Origin of the sequence: Niallia sp. FSL W8-0177 (genome assembly GCF_038006285.1) — a bacterium.
GTDB classification, from domain to species: domain Bacteria; phylum Bacillota; class Bacilli; order Bacillales; family Cytobacillaceae; genus Niallia; species Niallia circulans_A.
Genome location: NZ_JBBOUX010000001.1, coordinates 4,100,861 through 4,114,740 on the forward strand (window position 1 = coordinate 4,100,861; position 13,880 = coordinate 4,114,740).

12 protein-coding genes are annotated in these 13,880 nt (G+C 36.8%); 3 read left to right on the plus strand and 9 right to left on the minus strand.

What is annotated here, in order from left to right; all coding sequences use genetic code 11:
* Positions 1-28 precede the first annotated feature (28 nt).
* Positions 29-1,459 (minus strand): phospholipase D-like domain-containing protein, encoded by a 1,431-nt coding sequence (locus NST77_RS19885; protein ID WP_341123445.1) that lies wholly within the window; start codon positions 1,457-1,459, stop codon positions 29-31.
* Between the two features lie 445 nt (positions 1,460-1,904).
* Here NST77_RS19885 and ahpC point away from each other — a divergent pair, with 445 nt between their 5' ends.
* Both ahpC and ahpF read left to right on the plus strand, forming a co-directional pair.
* Positions 1,905-2,468 (plus strand): alkyl hydroperoxide reductase subunit C, encoded by a 564-nt coding sequence (gene ahpC / locus NST77_RS19890; RefSeq protein WP_095329375.1) that lies wholly within the window; start codon positions 1,905-1,907, stop codon positions 2,466-2,468.
* A 14-nt stretch (positions 2,469-2,482) separates the two neighbouring features.
* Positions 2,483-4,012, plus strand: coding sequence for an alkyl hydroperoxide reductase subunit F (gene ahpF, locus NST77_RS19895; RefSeq protein ID WP_095329374.1), 1,530 nt, complete (start codon positions 2,483-2,485; stop codon positions 4,010-4,012).
* Here ahpF and NST77_RS19900 read toward each other — a convergent pair.
* From NST77_RS19900 to NST77_RS19910, 3 genes are all read right to left on the minus strand, one after another.
* Positions 3,948-4,811, minus strand: a complete 864-nt coding sequence (locus NST77_RS19900; RefSeq protein ID WP_341123447.1) for a hypothetical protein — start codon at positions 4,809-4,811, stop codon at positions 3,948-3,950. The two genes, ahpF and NST77_RS19900, sit on opposite strands and share 65 nt — an antisense overlap.
* A gap of 98 nt (positions 4,812-4,909) precedes the next feature.
* Positions 4,910-5,359: a GNAT family N-acetyltransferase gene (locus NST77_RS19905; protein WP_095329369.1), complete on the minus strand. Its 450-nt coding sequence runs from the start codon at positions 5,357-5,359 to the stop codon at positions 4,910-4,912.
* 44 nt (positions 5,360-5,403) lie between these two features.
* Positions 5,404-6,213, minus strand: coding sequence for a DUF368 domain-containing protein (locus NST77_RS19910; RefSeq protein WP_095329368.1), 810 nt, complete (start codon positions 6,211-6,213; stop codon positions 5,404-5,406).
* Between the two features lie 279 nt (positions 6,214-6,492).
* Here NST77_RS19910 and NST77_RS19915 point away from each other — a divergent pair, with 279 nt between their 5' ends.
* Positions 6,493-8,154 (plus strand): peptide ABC transporter substrate-binding protein, encoded by a 1,662-nt coding sequence (locus NST77_RS19915; RefSeq protein WP_095329367.1) that lies wholly within the window; start codon positions 6,493-6,495, stop codon positions 8,152-8,154.
* A gap of 63 nt (positions 8,155-8,217) precedes the next feature.
* Here the strand turns inward: NST77_RS19915 and NST77_RS19920 are convergent, their stop codons facing one another.
* The 5 genes from NST77_RS19920 to NST77_RS19940 form a co-directional block, all read right to left on the minus strand.
* Positions 8,218-10,137, minus strand: a complete 1,920-nt coding sequence (locus NST77_RS19920) for a BglG family transcription antiterminator (protein ID WP_341123449.1) — start codon at positions 10,135-10,137, stop codon at positions 8,218-8,220.
* 151 nt (positions 10,138-10,288) lie between these two features.
* Positions 10,289-11,680 carry a glycoside hydrolase family 1 protein gene (locus NST77_RS19925; RefSeq protein WP_095329365.1) on the minus strand — a complete coding sequence of 464 codons (1,392 nt, stop codon included), beginning with the start codon at positions 11,678-11,680 and terminating at the stop codon, positions 10,289-10,291.
* Positions 11,681-11,698: 18 nt separating this feature from the next.
* The gene (locus NST77_RS19930; RefSeq protein WP_206426377.1) at positions 11,699-12,013 is read right to left on the minus strand and encodes a PTS lactose/cellobiose transporter subunit IIA; all 315 of its coding nucleotides are present in this window, start codon (positions 12,011-12,013) and stop codon (positions 11,699-11,701) included.
* Between the two features lie 104 nt (positions 12,014-12,117).
* Positions 12,118-13,395: a PTS cellobiose transporter subunit IIC gene (gene celB / locus NST77_RS19935; RefSeq protein WP_047940956.1), complete on the minus strand. Its 1,278-nt coding sequence runs from the start codon at positions 13,393-13,395 to the stop codon at positions 12,118-12,120.
* A gap of 55 nt (positions 13,396-13,450) precedes the next feature.
* Complete coding sequence (locus tag NST77_RS19940) at positions 13,451-13,765, minus strand: PTS sugar transporter subunit IIB (RefSeq protein ID WP_095329364.1); 315 nt, start codon at positions 13,763-13,765, stop codon at positions 13,451-13,453.
* Between the last annotated feature and the right edge of the window lie 115 nt (positions 13,766-13,880).

The following is a 13,880-nucleotide window of genomic DNA, read 5'->3' on the forward strand; positions in this document are numbered from 1 at the left end:
GAAACAAGAGGCTATTTCCTAGAAAATCCTACACTAAAAAGTCCACCAGCTTTACGACAAGAGATAATGCCCTTATCGTTAGTTTCTTCCAAAAACCCGCTTCTGTTTCCTTTACTTTCTCGTCTGATTTATAAGTCCCATCTTCTAAAACTTGTAGACTTTGATTATTTACCGTTTTATTTAATTCCTCTTGAAGAAAGTGTGCGAATTCTTCACTATCAATTAATACCATTGTTTCGGTATTTAAAAAAGTACTTCTCGCGTCCAGGTTATAGGAGCCAATTAAACTAATTCTCCCATCAAAGATATATGTCTTTCCGTGAAGCGATTCCGTTTTCGGCTGGTATTCATATAACTCATCAGCGAATTGAATAATGTCCTTCCTGCTTGCCCAATACCCAGAAAACGCAACTAAGTTCGGAGTAGAGGCAACGGAGTTTGTTAGGACCTTCCAATGGTCAACCGCTATTTTCTTTTTATCTACATATGCCAGCATTTTCCTCGTTGGCACAATATAAGGACTTTCTAAATAAATAGATTTTGCTTGTTCACTTAGTGATACAATTTCTTTCCAAATAAGAGGATCTTTATTAAAGCGCTGATGGGGATTAAAAAGAAAATGGACCTTTTTCGTTGGATACACATCTTTTTTCCAGTTAATCATTTTATCTATCGACAATGGATAAACATCTTTAGCATGTTTTAATAAGTGGAGGGCTTTCTTCCGTTTTTGCTCCCCTAGCTTTTCCTTCCTTGGTGAAAGTTTCTTTACAGAACTTTTGGTAAAAGGATGTTCCCAAACATATTGATAATAACCATCCATTTGCTTTAGCACACTCGTTTTTGGTTTTTCAGTAAACACAAGCACATCCCGATCATTGGAAGCTCCTTTAGCTCCTTGTGCACTAAAATATTTATCTCCTATATTTCTACCGCCAACTAACGCAAGTTCTTCATCTATGATAAATAACTTATCATGAAATCGATTATTCCAAGTCCAAGGCTTGCCTAAATGTAGGGGTTCATAATACTTTAATTCCATATTCGGGTGCTGATAAATAGCATAGCTATACAAACGCAAATCCTTATTAAATCGGTTGACCATTCCATCCAGCAAAATACGTACTTTTACCCCGCGATCTGCTGCTTCAAATAGAGAAGCAAAAAACAAATCAGAATATGTACCTTTTTGAATGGCATAAGTAGATAAATCAATAGATTTCTTTGCATTCTTTATTAACTGCAATCTCGCTAAACCAGAATCTTCCCTGTCTTGAAGTAATACAACTTTATCAGAAGACACTACTCTCTCTTCGTTCTGTGAAAGGTTCACAGCTGGATTCCAAGAAGAGTTTTCCTTAGGCTTGTAAAAATAAGGCACAATGACGCAGAATACGACAATATATAGGAGATAGCATCCAACTAAAACCAAAATAGTTTTCATGCTTTTATGTATCATATTGTTTCCCACCCATTTTGTTAGATACTAAGTAGTTTCTCCTATCGACGTTTAATTATGAAAAAAGCTATTTCTTTTTTTACTCAGTTTCGATCCTTAATTTTCCGAGAGCAAAAATTACTATTTTTATAGAAGGCTTAACATACTATCTATAGATGAATGAACCCCCTCTTAATTGAGAATAGGCCATAATAAATGAAAATTACTAGATAGATATCAAAAACACCGCAAATACAGTGCTTAGGTTGTCAACTTTTCACAAATTCAAGCAAGGATTCTTATAGATAAAAATTAAAATAAGTATTAATTAGTTTTAGATTATCCTTGACAAAATAATTAAATTTATATAATAATAAATGTTGAATTGTAATAATTATTATTTGCATAAGTTTGGATTATTTGTCCAAACTAGTAATAAATTATTCATATTAGGAGGAATTTTATTATGTCAATTATCGGAAAAGAAGTTTCACCATTTACAGCTCAAGCATTTCATAACGGTGAATTTATTGAAGTAACAGAAGAAAACTTAAAAGGTAAATGGAGTATTTTCTGCTTCTATCCAGCTGATTTTACTTTCGTATGCCCAACTGAATTAGAAGATTTACAAAATGAATATGCTACATTGAAAGATCTTGGAGTAGAAGTTTACTCTGTTTCAACAGACACGCATTTCACTCACAAAGCATGGCATGATCATTCAGATGCAATCGGCAAAATCGAGTACATCATGATTGGTGACCCAACACAAAGAATTTCTCGTGATTTTGACATTCTTAACGAGGAAGCTGGTCTTGCAGATCGTGGAACTTTCCTTATCGATCCAGATGGTAAAATTCAAGCGGTTGAAATCAACGCAGACGGTATCGGCCGTGATGCAAGCACACTAGTAAACAAAATCAAAGCTGCACAATATGTTCGCAACAATCCAGGTGAAGTTTGCCCAGCTAAATGGCAAGAAGGCAGCACTACACTTAAGCCAAGCCTAGACCTTGTTGGCAAAATTTAAGGGAGTGGCTCTGTATGTTACTAGATAATGAAATTAAAGGGCAACTGAATCAATATCTGCAAATGATGGAAGGCGATGTTGTTCTTAAGGTTAGCACGGGATCGGATGAAGTATCCCGTGACATGCTAGCCCTAGTTGATGAACTAGCTACTATGTCATCTCATATCAAAGTAGAAACTGCTGAATTAGAAAGAACACCAAGTTTTAGTGTAAATCGTGTTGGCGAAGATACTGGAATTACTTTTGCTGGTATCCCTCTAGGACACGAATTCACTTCTTTAGTATTAGCTTTACTTCAAGTAAGTGGTAGAGCTCCTAAAGTCGATCAAAAAGTAATCGATCAAATTAAAGCAATCAAAGGTGAATTCCACTTTGAATCTTACATTAGCTTAACTTGCCATAACTGTCCGGATGTAGTACAAGCGTTGAATGTGATGAGTCTTATAAACCCTGGTATCACACATACAATGATTGATGGGGCAGCTTTTAAGGAAGAAGTAGAAAGCAAAGATATCATGGCAGTTCCTACTGTTTTCCTTAATGGGGAATCATTTGGCAGCGGTCGTATGTCATTAGAAGAAATTTTAGCAAAAATGGGCAGCGCTGCTGATGCTTCTGAATTTGCTGATAAAGATCCATTTGATGTATTAGTAGTTGGCGGTGGTCCGGCTGGTGCAAGTGCTGCAATCTACGCTGCACGTAAAGGAATCCGCACTGGTATCGTTGCAGAACGCTTCGGTGGCCAAATCATGGATACGTTAGCTATTGAAAACTTCATTAGTGTGAAGCAAACAGAAGGTCCAAAGCTTGCAGCAAGTCTGGAAGAGCATGTAAAAGAATATAACATTGACGTTATGAACCTTCAACGTGCTAAACGTTTAGAGAAAAAAGACTTAATAGAAATCGAGTTAGAAAATGGTGCTGTTCTGAAAAGTAAGTCTGTTATTCTATCAACTGGTGCTCGCTGGCGCAATGTTGGCGTACCGGGAGAAGCAGAATTTAAGAACAAAGGTGTAGCATATTGTCCTCACTGTGATGGTCCATTATTTACTGGAAAAGACGTTGCTGTAATCGGCGGCGGTAACTCAGGAATTGAAGCTGCTATCGACTTAGCAGGAATTGTGAAACACGTAACAGTTCTTGAATTTATGTCGGAATTAAAAGCAGACTCTGTTTTACAAGAGCGCTTAAACAGCCTACCAAATGTTACAGTTCTGAAAAATGTTCAAACAAAAGAAATAACTGGTACTGATAAAGTTAACGGTATTACTTATGTTGAACGCGAAACTGGCGAAGAAAAACATATCGAGCTTGCAGGTGTGTTTGTCCAAATTGGTCTAGTTCCTAATACAGACTGGTTAGAAGGTACAGTGGAGCGTAACAGAATGGGTGAAATTCTTGTTGATAAGCATGGCGCTACAAGTCTGCCAGGTGTATTTGCAGCTGGAGATTGTACAGACAGCGCTTATAAGCAAATCATTATTTCCATGGGTTCTGGTGCAACTGCTTCATTAGGTGCATTTGATTATCTGATCCGTAATTAATAGATTTTGAGAAAGAGCTTCCCTTTTGCGGAGGCTCTTTTTTTGTTATGTTGAGGGTATGCAGAGGTGAAGTGATGCTGTTTGGTAGATATTTTGGACTTTGGCTGATTTCCTCTCCGCTTTGGCTGATTTCCCCTCCGCTTTGGCTGATTCCTCCTCCGCTTTGGCTGATTTCCTCTCCGCTCTGGCTGATTCCTCCTCTACTTTGGCTGATTTCCTCTCCGCTTTGGCTGATTCCTCCTCTACTTTGGCTGATTTCTCCCCCACTTTGGCTGATTCCCTCTCCGCTTTGGCTGATTTCCCCTCCGCTTTGGCTGATTCCTCCTCCGCTTTGGCTGATTTCCTCTCCGCTTTGGCTGATTCCTCCTCCGCTTTGGCTGATTTCTCCCCCACTTTGGCTGATTTCCTCTCCGCTTTGGCTGATTCTTCCTCCGCTTTGGCTGATTTCCCCTCCGCTTTGGCTGATTTCCTCTCCGCTTTGGCTGATTCCTCCTCCGCTTTGGCTGATTCCTCCTCCGCTTTGGCTGATTTCCTCTCCGCTTTGGCTGATTCTTCCTCCGCTTTGGCTGATTTCCTCTCCGCTTTGGCTGATTCTTCCTCCGCTTTGGCTGATTTCCTCTCCGCTTTGGCTGATTCTTCCTCCGCTTTGGCTGATTTCCTCTCCGCTTTGGCTGATTCTTCCCCGCTTTGGCTGATTCCTCTCCGCTTTGGCTGATTTCCTCTCCGCTCTGGCTGATTCCTCCTCTACTTTGGCTGATATACCACAATTACGGACTATATCTCCCTCATCTGCTGCCATTCCACTATACCTCATAGGCCAAATAAGCTCCCTATCGCTTTTACCAATAAAAAAGAGGTCTGTCCACAAAAAGGACAGACCTCAACCACCACTCCACATTATTTTAACTCCAACTCCATCCACTCATCCGTTTCCTTAAAGCCGAACTTCTTATAAACAGGTCTGCCAAGCTTTGAAGCACCTAACCACATTTTCTTAATACCTAAGTTTTTAGCTTCCTCCACTAATTTTGTTAGTAGAGTGGTAGCTATTCCTTTTCCGCGATGAGCATTCTTTGTATACATATTGGTTACATATGCTTTTTTTCCACTCTTATTGGTATAGGTAGGGGGAAATTCATATATTACGATAGCTCCTGTTGCAATTATTTCATTCTTCTCCATTACTAGCCATTGGATTAGGGAACCCTCTGCTAATTTCCTTTGAAAGAAATCTTCCAGCTCGTCATTAATATCTTTATCTGCTGAAACTCCCTCATCTATTAACTGATTTTTTCTTAGCTCTATTAGCATATTAATATCCTTAATAGTTGCTTTACGATAATCCATCCTATTCCCTCTTCCTAAATATTATTGTTATTTTCTCTGATAACTTATTTTTTCAAGCCAAATAGCGTAGTTACACTAAGCCCTAACCCAAATGTAATAATACATAAGATTATACTAGTGGCTCCCGAAACCATACCAGGAAAAACAACAAAAAGAGAACCGATAATTAATCCAATAATGATTGCATATGTGATATGCGGGAAATGTGAAAGAGCATATTTAATCCCTTTGCTACTCCCGATAAATCCAATTATTGCTCCAAGTCCAAGTACGATAATCACTGGGATATTCCATGTTGACAAGGCATTAATTGCTGTTGAATAAACTCCAAGTAACAGTAAAATAAACGATCCACTAATCCCGGGAAGCAGCATAGCCATGCTGGCTAACCAACCAGATAAAAACAATCCCAGAACCGACCATACAGTTAAGGAAGTAATCGGCTCTATTGATTTAACAGGATGCATGAATGCCATGGATGCGATAATAATAGCAGCAATTGTTAAAATAATATAATGTCCAGAACCAAAATTCTTTTTCGGCCGAGCCTCTTTTAACATAAGTGGAATTACACCGATAATTAAACCAATAAAGAAAAATTGTGTTGGCTCATGATAATTTTCCAGTAAAAATTCTATTAATCTACTTAGTAATAAAAGGGCAGCACCCATCCCAACTGCTAATGGTATTAAAAAGCCGAGTTGTTTCTTCCAGTTCCTACTAAAGAAACCGCTAATTGCATCGAGCAAACGGTCATAGATGCCCAAAATGACGGCAATTGTTCCCCCGCTCACTCCCGGTATTAAATCACTTATCCCCATAATAAATCCTCTATATAAGTTTTTCCATTCCACTAATTTTTCATTTCCTTTCTATTCTTCTAATTACATATTTTTTAAAGATTGATAGTATTTTCCTAACTCTATCATACCATAATTCTGAATCTTCCTTCCTTTTTCAAAATAAAATATCTTCAATTTAAAACCAGTCTAAATATACTAAACCTTTCAATAATTATCCAACAATAACTTTACAAATATATCTTTTAGTAGGTATAATAATTTTTATAGTTTTGAATGTTCAATAGATAGATAATATTCAGAATTAATGATTATAAACAGGGGGAATACTTCATGAAACGAAAAAATTGGTTATTACTTCTTATGTTTGCATTTGTGCTAAGTGTATTAGCTGCATGCTCTGGCGATAAAACCGACGTTTCTACCGACTCAAAAGATAAGGACGGTAAATCAGACGAAAAAGTCCTTAACTTTATAAATCCAGAGGCAATTCCGTCAATGGATCCAGCTTTAGCTACAGATGAATCTTCATTTGTTTATCTTGGTGCAACAATGGAAGGGCTTTACCGTTTAGATAAAGATACACAGCCATCACCAGGTATTGCAACTGATCACAAAGTTAGTGATGATGGGTTAATTTGGACGTTTACATTAAGACAAGATGCAAAATGGTCAAATGGTGACCCAGTTACAGCAAATGACTTTGTGTATGCATGGCAACGCGCTGTTAATCCAGACACTAAATCGGAATATGGTCCTTATATGATGAATGGTGTCATTAAAAATGCTGCTGCTATCAGTTCTGGGGAACTAGCTGTTGATCAATTAGGGGTGAAGGCGGACGGTGATTATACACTTGTTGTAGAATTAGAAAACCCAACACCTTATTTTGAGACATTAACTACTTTTGGCACCTTCTTACCATTAAACCAAAAGTTTGTGGAAGAAAAAGGAGATAAATTTGCAACAAGTTCAGAAAACTTATTAGCAAACGGGCCTTATAGCATTACTGACTGGGATAGTACAGGTAATTCATGGGTACTTGCAAAAAATAATAGTTATTGGGATGCAAGCACTGTTAAAATGGATAAATTGACATTTGAAGTAGTAAAAGACCCACAAACAGCTCTAAGCTTATATGAAAAAGGAACAGTTGATCGAATGGATCTTACATCTGATTTGGTTGACCAATATTCAACTGATGAGAATTATGTTGTTTCAGCAGACACGTTTTTATATTTCCTTAAATTTAACCAAACAAAATCAGAAGCCTTGGCTAACAAAAACATTCGTTTAGCGCTTAGCCGCGCCTTTGACAAAGATGCTTTAGTTAATGAAATCTTAAATAACGGTTCTATCGTAGCGAACGGACTTGTCCCAGCTGACTTTACTCCAATGCCAGAAACTGGTGAGGACTTCCGTAAAGTTAGTGGAGATCTTGTTACTTATGATTTACAAGCAGCTAAAGACTACTGGGCAAAAGGCTTAAAAGAATTAGGTACAGATAAAGTTTCTCTAGAGTTTTTAGCAGATGATGATGCAACAACCAAAACTTTAGTTGAATATGTAGCTAATCAGTTATCTACAAACTTAGAAGGCTTGAATATTAAAATTAAACAAGTTCCAAAAAAGCAACGACTTGATTTAGATACTAGCATGGATTATGAGCTGCAACTTTCTAGATGGGGCCCTGACTTCCTTGACCCATTCACATACTTGAACCTGTGGATTACCGATGGAGGAAACAATAAAACAGGCTATTCTAATAAAGAATATGATCAATTAGTTAGCGATACAGCAACTAAACTTGCAACTGATAATGTTGCTCGTTATGATAACTTCTTAAAAGCTGAAAAGCTATTATTCGAAGATGCTCCAATTGCACCTGTTTATCAAGCATCAAGAGCACAATTAATTTCACCAAAAGTAAAGAATGTGTTTGTAAACCCATTCGGAGCAACTTATGAATATAAGTGGGCAGATGTAGGAGAATAAGAATTAACTTAAAAAGCGGGAGTATACCTATTTTGGTAACTCCCGCCTTTTAGTTTCTACCCATTAAGCTTCCTTCATTATGCGGATAAATTCTTCATACATACTTGCCTTTAATATTTTATGAACACTTGTGTGGTCCTCAATAAATTTACCGAGGACATCATACATTTCCTGCAAATCCTCTTGACTGTTCTTTTTTACACATAATAAAAAGATAATCTGAACTGAGTTATTATTCCAATCAATCGGCTTTTCTAGGGTGCATACACAGACAAATGTTTTTTCTGTTTGCGGGGTAATCGGATGCGGGATAGCAACCAAATTCCCATAAGCGGTTGGTGCTACCTTTTCTCTTTCATATACCGCATCTAAAAATGGTTTTCCCACTAACCCTTTCTCCATTAGCTGTGTATGTAAAAAGGTTAAAACTTCCTCTTGGGAATGGAATATTTTCTTTAAAAAAATGAGATCTTGGCGAAAAAAGGACTCGATTGGCTGATGACTACTTTGAGTTAGAATAAATTTTTCAATGGCCTTTAAATCACTTTCCTTCAATATTGCATTTACCTCAATGACTGGAATGTCAAAGCTCTCCTTAAAGGGGATAGAGCTAACGATAAAGTCCACTTCATTTAAATTATATTGATCGAGCATATAATATTCTGTTGTCCCAACCACATCTAAATTACTGCCAAAATAAGATTTGAGACGATAATAAATTAACTGAGCGGTTCCAAGCCCAGAAGCACATACAACTAAGCAGCGTTTTGGACCTGAACGTAATTTGGTTCTTTCCATTGCTGCTCCAATATGAAGCGCCAAATAACCAACTTCATTTTCATCCATTTCGATTCCTGTGTATTCTTTAATGGCCATTCCTGCAATAATTCCCGCTTCATAGGCAAGTGGATAGTTATTTTTAATTTCTTGCAGCATAGGGTTTCTTATATTCATGCCATATTTAATGCGGTTAACTGCAGGCTTTAAATGCATACTCATTCCAAAGATAAGTTCTTCATCCTTTTCAATGCCTAAATCTAATTTTTCTTCTATTTTGGACAAAACAAAATGAACCAGCTGAAGAATATCATCCTCAATTACATGATCAATATGGCCCTTTTTCTGAGTAACTAGCTTTGTTCCAAGTAAATGCATAGCAATATAGGCAATCTCCGCCTGCGGAAACTTAATTTGGTATAGATCTTCTACTTCCTTCACAATTTCATTTGCTACATGATATTCCCTTTGTTGTTCAATTTCATCCATATCGGCGTGAAATATTGCCACATAATGACCACTAACAATCCGCTTTTGGGCGATTACAATATGAATCAATAAATTATTAATAGCGATATCCGATAAAGTAATTTGATACTTTTTTATTTGTCTTAAAATAATTTCTTGAATATTATCCATTTTCTCTTCATTAAAAATAGAAGGATGAGGACTATCTATTGTACTGATTGTTTGTTTTTTACGATCAAGTACATACTCTGATAAACAAAATCGCACTTTAATTTCATCCCCAACTGCTTTTAGTCCATAATTCGGTCGTGCTTCTAATATAATGTCATACTTTTGAAGGATTTCTTTCACATGCTTAATGTCTTGTTGAATAGTAGACTTACTGACAAACAGTTCATCTGCGAGATCATCTAATTTAAAGTATTGATCATTTAATAAAAACCGGATAATAATATAAGTTACTCTGTCCTCTGGCGTTTTAGGAATACCAGTATGAGAAAGTGAGTTTTCTACAAATATAGAATGTAAATACTGCTGAAATACTGCTTTATCCCAAATCTCTAACGTATAACCTTTTGAGATAACGGAAATTATTTTTGCTCCATGATTATTTAATATAGCATCTAGATTTTTAATATCTTCTCGCGTTGTTCGCGCAGTCACATGATTAACAGTAGCTAAATATTCACCTGTTACCGGTGTATCCGCTACCAATAATTCACTTAATACTTGTTTCATTCGGGAGCTTAACAAAATAAAGTCTCCTTCCATTCGTTTTTTACAATTTTACCCATATGCATTTTTACTCAAAAAGGTTCTGATCTTAACTCTTGATCAGAACCTATCTTGATATCTAGAAAGATTATATCAGAAACATTCACTGTTGTTCCTAAAATCCATTATTGGCTGCTACATTTTTAAACCAGTAAGCACTTTTCTTTGGTGTTCTGGTTTGTGTTTTTAAATCTACTGAAATAAAACCGTAGCGATTTTTATAGGCATTGGACCAAGACCAATTATCCATGAATGTCCATAGATGATATCCCTTAACATTACAGCCCTCTTCAATAGACCTATACAGCCATTGTAAATGTCCTTCAATAAACTTAATACGATAATCATCTTGAATTTGACCATCTTTCAAGAAACGCTCTTCATCTTGAACTCCCATGCCATTTTCAGAAATAAAGGATTCCACATTCCCATAGTTTTCCTTTAAATTCATCATGATATCGTAAATACCTTTTTCGTAAATTTCCCAGCCGCGATAAGGATTCATTTTTCTGCCTGGCATCTCATAGGAGTCAAAGAACCATTCTGGCATAAAAGGGCTATACGGATTTGGTAAATGCTCTTTCGCCTTCACTCGGCGGGGTTGATAGTAGTTGACTCCAAGAACATCGACTGTATTTTCTTTAATTAGTTCTAAATCTCCTTGCTCACTATTTGGTAGTTGTCCATGTTCACGTAATATTTCTACTAATTCCTCTGGATATTCACCAAGTACAGCAGGATCTAAGAAACTTCTATTAAAGAATAAATCACAAATATTCGCTGCTTTCAAATCATACGGATTCTGGCTTCTTGGGTAGGATGGCGTTAAATTTAACACAATCCCTATTTTTGTATCTTTGTCTTGATTCCATCCTCGAAAAGCTTGAACAGCTTTCGCATGTGCTAAAACTGTATGATAGGCTACTTGTGCAGCCTTCTTAAAATCTACGATATTCGGATAATGGAAATCATATAAATATCCACCTTCGACCGGAACAATCGGTTCATTGAACGTAAACCATTTTTTCACACGATCACCGAATAGCTGGAAGGATTGTAAAGCATAGGCTTGGTATGCATCCACAACTTCGCGATTTTCCCAACCACCGATTTTCTGCATTTCTAGCGGCATATCAAAATGATACAGGGTAACGAATGGTTCGATTCCATTAGCTAATAGCTCATCAATTACATTATTGTAAAAAGTTACAGCTTCTGGGTTCACTTCTCCCCGTCCGTTTGGAATTAATCTAGACCAAGAAATAGATAAGCGGAAAGAATTATGCCCAATTTCCTTCATCAATTGAATATCTTCTTTATATTGATAATAGAAATTAGAAGTAGTTTCTGGCCCTACATTGTCAAAAAAGCGATTTGGTTCTGCCTCATACCAATGGTCCCAAATGTTTTTTCCTTTTCCTGCTTCATTCGCTGCTCCTTCTATCTGTGTTGCAGATGTGGCGCTTCCCCACCAAAAACCTTTAGGAAATTTGTATTGAACAGTCATTTTAAGAAACCTCCAAAATTATTTATTACGATAAATCTCAATTATTTCAGTAGCCAAATCACGAACAGTAATAGCTGTCATCAAATGATCTTGAGAATGAACTAAAATCACATTCACGCCCGCACCATTTCCGCTCGCTTCCTCTTGGAGTAGTTTCGTTTGAAAACCATGCGCTTTACCAAGTTCAGTACTTGATTCTTCTAGTAATCGATCCGCTTCTTCAAAGTTTCCTTCTTTTGCTTCTTGTATTGCTTCCATTGCACATGAACGGCCATTTCCAGCAAAAAGAATTATTTGAAAAGCTATTTCTGTCATTTTGTTATCTGTTTCCATCCCTGTCACTCCATTTCTAAAACTAAAGGGGGTTTACACTTAAGGTTAACTAAGGTAAATCCCCTTCCTCTTAATGTAAAACTTATTTCTATCTTGCTGACTGCTTATCCTTTTTTCTCTGTTTCATAATAATTTTTGTCTAGAACTTTTAGGAATGGCCACCAAATCACCATCACAACAAGTAAGTTAAAGATTTGCAGTGCTGCCCCTCTCCAATCATTACCGGTTGCTAAGAACCCACTAATACCAATCGGTGTTGTCCACGGAACAATGATTCCTGCTGGTTTCGGAACGATCCCTGCTGACATTGTCAGATACGTAATGATTGTTACTACTACTGGCGCTAATAACCACGGAATAAGAACTAATGGGTTCATAATGATTGGTAAACCAAAGATAATTGGTTCATTTACGTTGAAAATTCCAGCTGGTCCACCTAGTTTTCCAAGTTCTTTTGTTTGTCTGCTCTTACCGATTAAGAAGATAAGAATAACAACCCCCAATGTCATCCCAGTACCACCCATACCTACTAGGAACGTATCCATAAATTGTTTTGTGATAACGTTTGGAAGCTCTGTTCCTGCTTGGAAAGCAGTAAAGTTTTGGTCATTCAATGCATACCAGATTGGGTCAAGGACAGAGTTCATAATAATTTGTCCGTGTAAACCGAAGAACCAGAATAATTGAATTAATAATACCACCACGATTGTTGCTGGAAGACTACTACCTAGAGCAGTTAATGGCTCTTGGATAATCGTATAAATAAAGTTTTGTACTGTTTCAAATGGTGTAAAGCTGAAAAGAATACGAATGATTAAAAAGAATGTTAATGTTAATGTAATAGGAATCAATGCACTAAAGGATCTAGATACAGAGTCTGGTACACCTGGCGGCATTTTAATCGTCCAATTTTTCTTCACAAAGAAGCGATATAGCTCTGCGGAAATAAATGCTGTGAAAATCCCCAAGAACATACCTTGTGCGCCAAGAATAACTGTTGGGATAACCCCAGTCACTTCCCCTAATTCTTGTGGGTTTAAAATAAGGAATGATGCAACCCCTACAACAGCTCCATAAATGGCTTCAAGACCATAATGCTGTGTCAGCTTATATCCAATTCCCATTATGACAAAGAGTCCCATAATACTTAGCGTTGCTGCGGATGCTGGACCTAATGCATTTTGATAAGCTGCATAAGCATCTTCGCTTATCATCTTATCTAGGAAAGGAAAGTTTGCAATTACAACAAAAATTGATCCAAAAATGATTAGCGGCAAGGCAACCATAAATCCATCACGTAATGCTGCTAAATAACGATTGTTGTTCAATTTCTCAGCAATTGGCAACAGAATATTTTCCAAAACCTCCATAAACTTATTCATAAGGTTTATCCTCTCTTCCTTCTTTTAGTAAATGCTTTCATTTGGAAATAAACGATTACTTGTTATTCTCGATTAATTCTAACGCTTTGTTTAAAACAGCTAATCCATCAATTCGTCCATAAGCAACTGGATCAATAACATCTAACGGAATTCCAACCGCTTCTGCTTGAGTAGCTAGTTTCTTTTTTAAGAAGCGCATTTGCGGACCAATTAAAAGAACATCTGCACGTTCCATATCTGTCTGTGCTTTATCTTGCGCAACAGCCCAAATTTCTGCTTCAATGCCTTTTTCCTTTGCAGCATCTTTCATTTTAGAAACTAATAGACTAGTAGACATTCCTGAAGAACAAGCTAATAAAATTCTTTTCATTTTAATGACCTCCGAGTAATTTATTTTAAGTAAATTATTTATAATGATTACTACGCTTTTATCTTACAATGAAAACTCTTACAACTTAACATATTGTTTTTCCGTCTAAAGGGGG

Bases quoted from the DNA above. Each gene is read 5' to 3' on its own strand.
- NST77_RS19885 (WP_341123445.1), bottom strand. From the start codon at position 1,459: ATGATACATAAAAGCATGAAAACTATTTTGGTTTTAGTTGGATGCTAT.
- ahpC (WP_095329375.1), top strand. From the start codon at position 1,905: ATGTCAATTATCGGAAAAGAAGTTTCACCATTTACAGCTCAAGCATTT.
- ahpF (WP_095329374.1), top strand. From the start codon at position 2,483: ATGTTACTAGATAATGAAATTAAAGGGCAACTGAATCAATATCTGCAA.
- NST77_RS19900 (WP_341123447.1), bottom strand. From the start codon at position 4,811: ATGGCAGCAGATGAGGGAGATATAGTCCGTAATTGTGGTATATCAGCC.
- NST77_RS19905 (WP_095329369.1), bottom strand. From the start codon at position 5,359: ATGGATTATCGTAAAGCAACTATTAAGGATATTAATATGCTAATAGAG.
- NST77_RS19915 (WP_095329367.1), top strand. From the start codon at position 6,493: ATGAAACGAAAAAATTGGTTATTACTTCTTATGTTTGCATTTGTGCTA.
- NST77_RS19920 (WP_341123449.1), bottom strand. From the start codon at position 10,137: ATGAAACAAGTATTAAGTGAATTATTGGTAGCGGATACACCGGTAACA.
- NST77_RS19925 (WP_095329365.1), bottom strand. From the start codon at position 11,680: ATGACTGTTCAATACAAATTTCCTAAAGGTTTTTGGTGGGGAAGCGCC.
- NST77_RS19930 (WP_206426377.1), bottom strand. From the start codon at position 12,013: ATGGAAACAGATAACAAAATGACAGAAATAGCTTTTCAAATAATTCTT.
- celB (WP_047940956.1), bottom strand. From the start codon at position 13,395: ATGAATAAGTTTATGGAGGTTTTGGAAAATATTCTGTTGCCAATTGCT.
- NST77_RS19940 (WP_095329364.1), bottom strand. From the start codon at position 13,765: ATGAAAAGAATTTTATTAGCTTGTTCTTCAGGAATGTCTACTAGTCTA.